The sequence below is a fragment of the Roseobacter sp. HKCCD6576-2 genome (assembly GCF_013179285.1).
GTDB lineage: Bacteria > Pseudomonadota > Alphaproteobacteria > Rhodobacterales > Rhodobacteraceae > Rhodophyticola > Rhodophyticola oceani.
The window spans coordinates 1-10,365 of sequence record NZ_WVNW01000029.1 but is presented as its reverse complement, the minus strand read 5'-3'; the positions used below and the strand labels follow the sequence as shown (position 1 = coordinate 10,365).

The 10,365-nt window shown below is 58.5% G+C and carries 12 protein-coding genes and 1 pseudogene; 5 read left to right on the top strand and 8 right to left on the bottom strand.

The features are described from left to right. Positions 1-103 precede the first annotated feature (103 nt). Together GTF44_RS21390 and GTF44_RS21385 are read right to left on the bottom strand one after the other, a co-directional pair. Positions 104-1,206, bottom strand: a protein-coding gene (locus GTF44_RS21390; protein ID WP_170746690.1) for an IS3 family transposase whose coding sequence is annotated in 2 segments (ribosomal slippage) — positions 104-945 and positions 945-1,206 — 1,104 coding nt in all. Because the reading frame shifts where the segments join, the coding sequence is not laid out codon by codon here. Between the two features lie 82 nt (positions 1,207-1,288). Next, positions 1,289-2,350, bottom strand: a pseudogene (locus GTF44_RS21385) (transposase); the annotation flags it as partial. A 607-nt stretch (positions 2,351-2,957) separates the two neighbouring features. On the opposite strand from GTF44_RS21385, the gene GTF44_RS22685 reads away from it, so the two are divergent. Then, positions 2,958-3,122: a hypothetical protein gene (locus GTF44_RS22685; protein WP_367383441.1), complete on the top strand. Its 165-nt coding sequence runs from the start codon at positions 2,958-2,960 to the stop codon at positions 3,120-3,122. 148 nt (positions 3,123-3,270) lie between these two features. Here the strand turns inward: GTF44_RS22685 and GTF44_RS21375 are convergent, their stop codons facing one another. Then, positions 3,271-3,477, bottom strand: coding sequence for a hypothetical protein (locus tag GTF44_RS21375; protein ID WP_171563369.1), 207 nt, complete (start codon positions 3,475-3,477; stop codon positions 3,271-3,273). Between the two features lie 397 nt (positions 3,478-3,874). Between GTF44_RS21375 and GTF44_RS21370 the strand changes: the two genes are divergently transcribed. Continuing rightward, the gene (locus GTF44_RS21370; RefSeq protein WP_171563367.1) at positions 3,875-4,162 is read left to right on the top strand and encodes an ABC transporter ATP-binding protein; all 288 of its coding nucleotides are present in this window, start codon (positions 3,875-3,877) and stop codon (positions 4,160-4,162) included. Between the two features lie 83 nt (positions 4,163-4,245). Here the strand turns inward: GTF44_RS21370 and GTF44_RS21365 are convergent, their stop codons facing one another. From GTF44_RS21365 to GTF44_RS21345, 5 genes are read right to left on the bottom strand one after another with little or no spacing between them, the layout of a single operon-like run. Continuing rightward, on the bottom strand, positions 4,246-4,884 hold the full coding sequence (locus tag GTF44_RS21365) for a hypothetical protein (protein ID WP_171563365.1): 639 nt from the start codon (positions 4,882-4,884) through the stop codon (positions 4,246-4,248). Continuing rightward, complete coding sequence (locus GTF44_RS21360; RefSeq protein ID WP_171563363.1) at positions 4,881-5,477, bottom strand: hypothetical protein; 597 nt, start codon at positions 5,475-5,477, stop codon at positions 4,881-4,883. The genes GTF44_RS21365 and GTF44_RS21360 overlap by 4 nt, the downstream gene beginning before the upstream one ends. Then, on the bottom strand, positions 5,474-6,232 hold the full coding sequence (locus GTF44_RS21355) for an ABC transporter ATP-binding protein (RefSeq protein WP_171563361.1): 759 nt from the start codon (positions 6,230-6,232) through the stop codon (positions 5,474-5,476). The genes GTF44_RS21360 and GTF44_RS21355 overlap by 4 nt, the downstream gene beginning before the upstream one ends. Beyond that, positions 6,225-7,283 carry an iron ABC transporter permease gene (locus GTF44_RS21350; protein ID WP_171563359.1) on the bottom strand — a complete coding sequence of 353 codons (1,059 nt, stop codon included), beginning with the start codon at positions 7,281-7,283 and terminating at the stop codon, positions 6,225-6,227. The genes GTF44_RS21355 and GTF44_RS21350 overlap by 8 nt, the downstream gene beginning before the upstream one ends. Further along, entirely contained in the window at positions 7,280-8,350 is a 1,071-nt protein-coding gene (locus tag GTF44_RS21345; RefSeq protein ID WP_171563357.1) for an ABC transporter substrate-binding protein, read from the bottom strand. Before GTF44_RS21345 ends, GTF44_RS21350 begins: the two co-directional genes overlap by 4 nt. 268 nt (positions 8,351-8,618) lie before the next feature. Here GTF44_RS21345 and GTF44_RS21340 point away from each other — a divergent pair, with 268 nt between their 5' ends. From GTF44_RS21340 to GTF44_RS21330, 3 genes are read left to right on the top strand one after another with little or no spacing between them, the layout of a single operon-like run. Beyond that, on the top strand, positions 8,619-9,182 hold the full coding sequence (locus tag GTF44_RS21340; RefSeq protein ID WP_171563355.1) for a hypothetical protein: 564 nt from the start codon (positions 8,619-8,621) through the stop codon (positions 9,180-9,182). Positions 9,183-9,184: 2 nt separating this feature from the next. Next, a complete protein-coding gene (locus GTF44_RS21335) occupies positions 9,185-9,403 on the top strand; it encodes a hypothetical protein (RefSeq protein ID WP_171563353.1) in 219 nt (72 codons plus the stop codon). Next, entirely contained in the window at positions 9,400-9,882 is a 483-nt protein-coding gene (locus tag GTF44_RS21330; RefSeq protein WP_171563351.1) for a hypothetical protein, read from the top strand. Before GTF44_RS21335 ends, GTF44_RS21330 begins: the two co-directional genes overlap by 4 nt. Positions 9,883-10,365 lie beyond the last annotated feature (483 nt).

Sequence of the window (10,365 nt, the reverse complement as noted above, 5' to 3'; positions counted from 1 at the left end):
TGACCCAGCCCCCTGATCCGGGCCGCTCAGGTGTAGAATCCGTTCCTGTTTTGCTCCGCTACCCAACCTTCTGCCGCCGAGGGCAAGAGTTTTTCGTCTTTTCTCAGTACGGCGGGCTGGTATCGCCGTCTGAGTTTGCCAGTGTTATCGGGGGCATATTCCCGATCGCGCTGTGCGGTCGTTCTTCGTTGTAGTATCTACGCCAGGCCTCCATCTTTTCGCAAGCATCTTCGCGGCTCATGAACCAGTGCGTGTTCAGGCATTCCCCTCTGAGTTTTGAGTTGAATGACTCGATGAAGGCGTTGTCGGTTGGCTTGCCAGGACGTGAGAAGTCCAGCGTGACCCCGCGCTGGTAGGCCCACAAATCCATGTCGCGAGAGATGAACTCGCTCCCATTATCCACACGTATCGTTTTGGGATATCCGATGTCACGGCAAACGCGATCCAGTGTGGCGACGACATCCTCACCTCGATAGCTGAAGCGTGGATCGATCACAGGACAATAGCGCGAGAAGGTGTCGACGACTGTCAGGATGCGAAGTTTGCGGCCGGCGGCCAACTGGTCATGCACGAAGTCCATTGCCCAAACATCGTTCGAGCAAACAGCATCTGCGCGGTCTTCTCGCAGCTTGGCTTTGACACGCCTCTTCGGCGATTTGTTCCGCAATTGTAGGCCCATTTCCTTGTAAATCCTGTAGACACGCTTGGGGTTCACTTCCCAGCCTTCTCGGCGCAGCACATAGTGCACGCGTCGATAACCATATCGAACGCGCGTCTCGCAAATTTCCTTTATGCGGGCTTTGAGTCTGGCCGGATCGCGGCGCCGGGATTTGTACTGATAAGTCGATCTGTCGAACTTCAGCACTCTGCACGCGCGCCTGGCAGACACGCGCCAATCTTCCCGAACACCGTCGATGATCTCGCGCTTACGATCCGACCTTAGAGCTTTCGTTTGACGACATCCTGCAGCATCTCTTTATCGAGCATCAGATCAGCGACGATCTTCTTCAAACGCCGGTTCTCATCTTCCAGCGCGCGCAGTTTCTTCATCTCGGATGGCATCAGACCGGCGTACTTCTTCTTCCAGTTGAAGTACGTCGCTTGGCTGATCCCGGCCTTGCGGCATATCTCCGCAACAGGTGTGCCTTCCTCGCCCTGTTTTACAATGAACGCCTTTTGCGCGTCCGTGAACTTGGATGCTTTCATCGTCTTCGCTCCTCCCCAGCCAAAGGAAAATACGAGCGAAAAACTCTAACTACAAACGGCGGGAAAATCGGGTTTCAGAGCACTTCGAGGCGCGGTATCGGATGAACCCGTCTTTGCCGCCGTTGGGCTTTCGTGGCTTGGAGAAGTTCCGGCGGTATGTTCGCAACTCTTTGTTGCCGGGGCATGTATAGCTGTCAGTCGTAGGGTCGTAGACAAAGTCTTCACGCGAGAACGTGCCGTCTGTCCGTTTGGATTTGTCCCAGACCGGGATATGCGGGGCGATGCTGCGTTCTTCCACCAACCAGCCTAGCATCTCGGCCGATCCGTAGCCTGTGTCGCCAACCAGCTTGCCCGGCGTCATGCCGAAGCGATCGGTGATCCGGTCGATCATGCGCCGTGCTGCAAACGCCTCAGCGGTTCGGATCGGAACCGACGGCTCGACGTCAACGATCACCGCATTATCCAAATCCACCATGTAGTTGGTGGAATAGGCGAAGAAGGCTGCCCCGCCATCTGCCCCTGTCCAGCGCGCCGCAGGGTCGACTGGCGAGATGTATTTGGGGACGACCTTGGTTGATGCACCAAACGCTGCGTCATCCAGTGTTTCGAGGTATTCTTCAACCACGCGGGTGGCCATTTCCGGTGGCAGACCTTCTTTGCTGTCAATGCCGCGCGTTTGGTTCGCATTGGCAGGGATCAAGCTGGCATCGACGCCGAAGCTCTCGCCGCCAACCAAGCCCTCATCGATGCAGCGCTGCAAAACTGTCTCGAAGAGATGTCGGAACAAACCGCTCTCTCGGAAACGCCCATGCCGGTTCTTCGAAAAGGTCGAATGGTCAGGCACAGGGTCAGTCAGGTCGAGCCTGCAAAACCATCTGTAAGCAAGATTGACATGCACCTCCTCGCAGAGGCGGCGCTCGGATCGAATGCCTTGGCAGTACCCCAGCAACAGCATCCGGATCATCAGCTCGGGGTCAATCGAAGGACGGCCATGCGAGCTATACGAAGGTGCCAAAAGTGGACGTACTTCCGTAAGGTCAAGGAACCGATCAATGCCGCGCAACGGATGATCGCCAGGCACAAATTCCTCGATTGAAAACTCGTAAAACAGCGCGCCTTGCGCCACCTGCCTTGGTCCCATCATCGCCTGACCCTCCACTCTAAAACCGAGTGAATCAGGGCTGGACCGACCAATCAACACACTTTTTCAACACTATCTCCGCAATCCAGACATCCAGAACCTGCGAGATCGAGAGGTCGCAGCGAATGTCCGGAATGTAGGCTGCGACCGCATCATCCAAACGAGGTGGTCAACGGCAGCTCAGGGGCGGTTCCAGATTGCGAATCCCGGTCTCTTCATCCATCGATCAGCATAGCCAAAGCTGGTATGAAGCCCTCCGAGCGCATCCTTTTCGTCAGTATTAGGCCAACATGCATATGCTTCGACGTGCAGATCGAAACGACCTGAAATCAATCCAAGCCGTATTGAACGCTCCGGGCAATTTGGCAAAGCTCGAGGGCTACTCAGATGAGTTGGTCCTCGCTGCAATTTCAGATCCGAGTGTTGCATTTCTCGTTTGGCAAGAAGGCACGAAATTTGGTGGCTTCTGTTGGCTTCACAAATCACCTGAAGACACAAAAATTGAAGAGTTTGGTGTCAGCCTTCCTGGGCGCGGCGTTGGGTCGCGGTTCTTTGCCGCCGTACTGGAGCATGCGGAGATCGAAGGCTTTCCCGCACGGTTTGGCTTAACGTGGCTGCCGATAACACCGAGGCCATACGCTTTTATGAGCGGTTCGGTTTCGTGGGTACGGAGTTCAGGAGATCGTATTGGAAAAGAAGGGCTGGATCCATTGCTGATGCCCTGACTATGACGCTTGCCTCAGCCTCGTGCGTGCCGCACGCATCGACAAATTAGAGCAAATCGTGCGCCTTTTGAGCAAAAGGCTATCAGACCGGCATCGCGTGGTCCAAATGCCTCTGGCATGCTTCGCTCCGGTGTCTAGTGCTCTTGGACATCACCAGGAACCGGGGAAGTTCGGGCCTAGCCGGCGGTCCTGTAGTGTTTAGCTCCACAACCAGTCGTCGGCTTTGGGGCCGACGCCGACCGTTGGTTTGAAGAACGGAATGCGACGTTTTTGAGCCATCACAACGCGTGCGGCAGAGGCGTCGGCAACACGTATCAGCGTTGAATTCGAGGATCGTCCAACTGTCCGTTTGCGGATACACTCGAAGCACAAACTGGCCTTGAGAACCAGCTTGGATTTTGCCATGATGTGACGAGCACCCGATCAGGCAGCTGACACGTTTACGGCACGAGTAACGTTTCCCATGCCTACGGGTTCAGTTTCTTTGATAGTACACACCACTCGTTGTTTCGCTGCTTCGCGAGACGATGATTGCGTGTCGCCAAAGCATCCAAATCGGCCGAGCAAGCCCAATCCTGGCGGGCGGCCCGGTGCCAAATAGGAAGGATGGCATAAGCCGCCTTGGCTCTAGGGCTGGCGCTCGTGGCAATGGGCTAAGCCGTGTCTTTCGCTCTCTTCAGGCTTTTGGGCCAGGATAGGCGGTTCGATTTGACCGAGGTTGCGGCCCGTGAGGTTGAGATGCGGTCCGGCGGCCAGCGCCAGCGCGCTCCTTGCGATGGCTTATACTCAGGAAACGCCTTGGATGTTGCTGGACGAGCCGCTGGCAGCGCTCGACCCAAAATACGTTCACTATATCATGGACCGTCTGAAAACGATCGCGACCAAAGACCGAAGCGTTGTGATTGTGTTGCATGACCTGTCTGTGGCGGCACAATATGCCGATTGGCGCGTGTCCATCAAAGACGGCACGATCTTTTCGTCGGGGCCGTGGCAAGACACGATGGCATCAGACGCATTGACCAAGCTTTACGAGACCCCATTGCGCTTGGATCACGTCAGCACCGGTGAACCGGTTGTGATCTCCGGGTAGCCGCATACGCGCGGTCTGGGCCGCTGCATCGCACCACCAACAGCCGGTACGGGTCTTCTAACGCCAAACTCTATCTAGTCGCCTCATGCGTCGGACATGGCCAACCTGCGCAGGCGTGTTTCCTCAGCCAGCCAAGGCAGAAACACATTCAGAAAGCGGGTCGTTGTCGGCATAAAGCCAGAGCCATGGTGATAGATCGGGTCAAGCGTGGTGATCAAAAGGCGTCCGTTCCCGCGTTGTGCATCCACAAGGATTGGCCCGCCTTTCTCGTCATCCTCCCAAACCGCCAATGTTGTGCCACCATCGAGCTTTCGGAACGTGCCGTGAATATGCCACGTCAGGTCGGCTTGACGAAGACGGGTCATCAGCGGATGCGCAGGCTCGGCCAAGCGCACGCCCAAATCGGCCCCGGGTTGGAGCCACCACCAGAAGTTCGTCGGTACTGTTTGAAGGTCGACCCCGTCCAGAAACAAATCGGGCCGCGTTTCGCCAAGCACAACTAGAAAGCCGCCTTGGTCCAGATACCGTTTGAAGACGTCCCGCTGTTCGGCCAGCCGATTTCCGTTCGTTCTGCACGGCACAAGCAACGTCGGGAACGCCGACAGATCGGTGTTGGCCAGCTCAGGCAGGGGGATCAGGTGCGAAAACAGCGACTCATATGGCCCCTGGCGCAATGTGCGCGTGTGATAAGACATGCCGCTGTCAATCGCTGCGAGTGTCATGCCGCCATCCAATCCAAAAGCTGTGGGAACACCTGCGCGGATGTATTTGGTTCTTTTGCGTAGCCCCAGACATCGTTTCCGGGGTGCACAAACAGCTTGCCGCCCGTCCCGCTGTCCCAGACCCAATCGACGGGGGCCCCCGTCTTTTGGAACTGGGTGAGGATGACCGCCTCCGTTGGCGGTGCAATGCACCCGCGCGCCCAGAACCCGACCACGCCCTTACGGTATGTCAGATCATCTGCGGAAACGCCTTTGCTGACTGGATGATCGTTCGCCACCTCCAGAAGCCAATCCTCCCGATGACCGTTGCCTTCCGGGCGGTGCGGCACAAGGCAGGTCATGAACGGCAATGCGATCGGGCCCATGACGGCCACGCGCCCGCCTTGGTCGAGGAACGCGTCCAAACTGATCCGAAATGCGCCCAGGTGCCGCTCATCGAGATGTTGGCCAAGCAAAAGCCCATCCACGTTGCGCAACGCCGCCGGGTCAAAACTGTACTGATCCAAAATCGTGATCTGATGCCCGTTCGGCGGCTCGGCGATCGCGCCTGGTGTGTCGACCGTATTTTTCAGGAATAGAAACCGCCCGCTCATACCGCCTCCGATACAGCGACCGCCGCGCGGATGGTGCCCGCTGCTTCGGCTTGTTGCAGGACGCGGACGGGGGTGTCGTAGAGCGTGCTGAGCGCGCGCTCGGTTAGCACCTCGGCAACTGGCCCCAATACCCGATGGCCTTCGGAATACAGCAGCAGGGCTTGGTCAGCCGCCTCAAAGGCATGGCCCGGAACATGGGTGGAAAAGGCAATACCCAGCCCATCGTCATGGGCCAGCGTGGCCAAGATTTCGAAAAGCTTGCGCTGGTTCTTCAAATCAAGCGCGGAAGCCGGTTCATCCAGGATCAGAAGATCGCATTCCCCAGCCAGCGCGCGGGCGACCATTATCAACTGTCGCTCACCGCCCGAAAGGGTTGTGACGGTGCGATCGCGCAGATGCGCCATCCCCACGCGGTCCAAGGCCGCCTCGGCAGCCGCGTAATCGACGGCCCGCGGATTCTGAAATAGGCCAAGATGCCGTGCGCGGCCCATCACGACCACCTCGCGCACCCTGTAATCAAAGCCAAGCCCGGCCCCTTGGGGGACGTAGCCAACTACGCCGTCTACAATCCGTTCGCCCGCGCTCAGCGCGAGCGCGCCGACCATCGCTTTGATCAACGTGGTCTTGCCGCGCCCATTGGGCCCCAGAATGGCGAGGATTTGCCCGGCATAGAGGTCTAGATTGACATCGCGCGCGACCTCTCTTCCGCCCGGTGCGATGATCGCTTCGTAAAGGGAAAGATGCCCGTTAGGCACGGCCCCATCCTTTCAAATGCAGGCGACGCAGCATAATCGCAAAGACCGGCGCGCCTATGAGCGCGGTGAGGATGCCGAGCGGAATCTCAGCCGCTGTCGCCGTGCGCGCCACGGTGTCGATCATCAGCAAATAAATCGCCCCGAAGATCGCTGAGGCGGGCAATAAGACCCGGTGATCCGGTCCAACGATCATGCGCGCAATATGGGGCACGACCAGCCCGACCCAACCGACGATACCCGCCACCGACACGATACCAGACACCGCCATTGCGACCGCGCCCAGGATCAACCAACGCGATCGTTCAACCGATATGCCCATGGCTGCCGCCTCTTCATCCCCAAGCGATAGGACATTGATCCGAAAGCGCATCAGCCACAGAACTGTCACCCCGATTGCAGCCGCAGAGGCAAGGATCAACAGGCTCGAATAACTGGCCGTCGCGAAAGAGCCCATGAGCCAGTAAACAATGGCGGCCAGCGTGTCGTTAGGGTCGGCCAAATAGGTCAGCAGACTGATCAACGAAGAGAACGCGGCCGAGACCACGACACCGGCAAGCACAAGCGTCAGAACCGGGGCCTGCCCTTCGACGCGTGCCAAAGCGTAAACGATGGCGACCGCCAAAAGACCGAAGGCAAAAGCCGAGCCGATCAAGATCAGGGCGCTGCTAAAAAAGAAGATCGAAAGGGCCCCACCAAATGCGGCACCGGATGTCACGCCGATGATTTGCGGCCCGACCAGCGGGTTGCGAAAGATGCCCTGGAGCGCCGCGCCCGTCACCCCAAGTGCGGCCCCGGCGATCATGGCCGATAGCACCCGTGGCATACGGATCAGCTCGACCACGCGCTCGGCGGTGCCGGGCCAAGTCGGTTCAATTGGAAGGACATTGGCCAGCAAGATAGATAGCACATCATAAGGCGCGATTTCGAACCGCCCGAACCCAAGCGCAAACAGCGCTGAGAGCGGCAAGGCCAGAACGGCAAGGAGCCAAAGCGCCCGCGCCGACCGGGGCTGGCGCAGAACCTCTATTTCGTGCGATGCTGTAAGGCTCATCGCAGGAATTGCGCGTAGTGGGCGCTGTCCCCATTCATGCCGACACGGAGGATATCGTCGATATCGTCGGCATCGGGGGTCTGACCATAGAGCATTTCATAGCGGGCCGAGATTTGGTCGCGCAGGCCTTCGACCGGCAGGTCAGGATGCAGCAAACTGCCCACCCAGGCCCAGGTCAGAGGGCTTTCCTGGTTGGGGGGATCCCAGCGGTAGCCACCGATTGGGAGCTTGTAGACCCGGCGGTTTTGCACCGCAGATAGATCGGCAAAGAGCGGGTTGGAATACACATCCTCCGGGCTCAACGCTTCCTCGAACCCGTTCAGAAAAATCACTTCGGGGTCCCAAGCGATGACCTGCTCGGCATTCACATCGTTAAACCCTTGAAACTCTTCGTGAGCGACATTGTCACCGCCGCCAAGCTCCATCCAGAAATCATTATAGGTACCTTCGCCAGCGACGCGGTAGCTGGACAGGTAGCGCAAGAAGTAAAGGGTGCGCGGACGGTCGGTGTCGGCAATGCCAGCCGCGCGCGCCTGCATGGCCTCGAGCGCATCGGCGCGCCAATCAAGAATCGCGGTTGAGCGCTCTTCCTGCCCCAAAACCATGCCCATCATTCCGATCCACTCGGCGGCATCTTCTTCGCGCCCATAGCGCAGCGTGGCGACGGTTAGACCCGCAGCCTCCAACGGTTGTACGATGTCTGGGCCACGCGTGCCCCATTGCAGGACCAAATCAGGGTCCAATGTCAGCATGGCCTCGACATTCGGCATGAACCCATCGCCAACAATATCGGACGGGATGTCGCGGGTTTCGGGGAAGAACTCCCCCAAAATGCCCTCGACGATTGCGGTTTGGGACAGGCGGTGCATGCCAACAAGCGGCTCTGGCGAGCCATTGACCGCAACGGCCATGGACGCGGCGGGGATCGGGATCGTCGCCAAGCGCTCGCTTGGGCCCGGAAGCGTCACGTCGCGGCCAAATTGGTCGGTAAAGCTGATCTGGTCAGCAAATGCTGGCACGGCCAGTGTCAAAACAAGGCCTAAAGCCAGGGCGGATCGAGTCTGCATCTGAGACGCTCCGGTCGTAGATATTGGAGGGTTCAGCTGCCGGCTCGGGTGCTCGCAAGAAGATGACAAAAATACTCGGGTAATTCAAGGCAAATCGCAAACCTGCGCCAAAAATGCGCACCGCAGGTGTGGCGGGCCGACGCAGGGGCGCCAACGGACTTGTGAAATCCGACAAAAACAGTCAGAAAAAGAAACAACCCAGTTACATCGGTGCCCCGGTCAGCTCGGAACGCAATCGCCATTCGCATTCAAAGATGCGGACCGAGTAATGGGACGAACCGATGATGGCACGCTTTTTGCACCTCTTTGCGGGATTGAGGTGCGCATGAAAGACTTCAACCCCGTGCATTGCGGACGGACGCCTGATCCCAAGGATTGTTACGTCAGTGAGCTTGGCCTCACGCTGGAAGCAGAACTCGCCCTGACTGTTGCGCGCTTGTTCTTCCAAAGCTTCGCGTCGCCCAACAGCAACGCTTGGGTGGCCGCGATGGCTGAGGCGGAGGCCCGGTTTGGGTATCGCGATGGGCCGATTATCGCCGCCCGCATTTTGGCGACGTTACAGGTCATTCGACGGGCGCGTAAATCCGTCTTCATGTTCAACAGTCCGACCTGTCCCGGTTGCGCCGGGATCGCAACTGAGCATGAGCGCCGTCTGATGGGTGCCCTGGTGAATGTTCGGCGTGGCGAGATGGGCCATGCCCGCCTGGAAATCATGATGCTGTGCGAAGGCAACCGGGTCGAAATTGTCCTGAGCGCTCTCATCGCGTTGGCGCGTGCGCTTGACGGTGAGTTGCCCGAAAACAGCCATCCAAAGCATGAGACTCGGGTGTAGTTATGTCCAAGACCTTTGCAGATTTCCTGGCGATGGATGCGCTCCCGTCCCAAGTTGGGTGCCAGCTTAACCCGCAGTTGAAAGAGGCGATGTTGGCGGATGCCCGATGGCCCACGAAACAGGCGGGCCCAATCCAAGACATCAACAATTTGCCCGGCGAACTGCCAGACAACGTGGCGTTGTTCGACCGTGCCGTAATCAGCCAAAAAAGGTCCGCATGATGGCGCATCTCCGCAAAAAACCCACGCCCGACGCCTTGGACCCGGTCAGCCGTTCGCTCCTGCCGGTCTTGCGGTACTTCTTGCTCGGGTTGCAGGATACTGGCCATGCGGGATGGCAAACCGCCTTTGGGACGGCGGTGGAAATCTGGGGCGAGGCGCGCGGTCTGGCCATTGCGCATCGCGCGCAGTTGTTCTTGTCCGCGCTTTTGAACAGCCGCCCCGTGCCCTTGTCCCATTCGGATCCATTCTGCCCCGAGGCACGCCTGTCTCTGACCGATGATGAATGTGTGTTGCTGGCACTTCTTTCGCATATGCGCGATGACGAGGCCCCGGCCGCGCGCGACATGCTGGCCGCGCTGACCGGTGGCCGGATCGAAGCCGCGGTGGTGCGCACGGGCCTTGACCTTTGCGCGGTGCTGGACGGCACACATGGCGCACAACGCGGCAAAGGCGCACCGCGCCTGTCCGTCGTCTCCTAAGGGGGTGTGCCTTTTGGGCCGGTAATCTGGGCGACCTGCACCGGGGGCTCATCAGAGTCCCGTTTCAAAACCCATGCCCTACAGAAGCATCTCGCTACTTTTGCATCGCGATTTGAAGAACACAGCCAGGGTCAGGCTATTCGTGGATTTCTTGGCCACTCGTGCCAAATCCAGGCGGAATGAATTCCGGGTGGCTGGAAGTACGCCAACCGAAAAGAGGGTATTCCCTGCACTCCGACGCTAGCTATTCCCGCGATCCGAACGCCCAGCTCCGGTGAAACCGAGCGGTCGCAGCGAATGTCCGGATTGCAGCTTGCGACCTCAGCATGCAGACAATGTGGTCAACGGCAGCTATGGGCCGTCCTTGACGAGTGGTGAGGGCTGGTTTCGAACAGATGCTGCAACGGCACCGATGTCCGCGACGAGCCGATTCTGTGGAAAAACAACGTGTTGCTGGTGCAGAGAGTTTTGCTCTGAACGAGA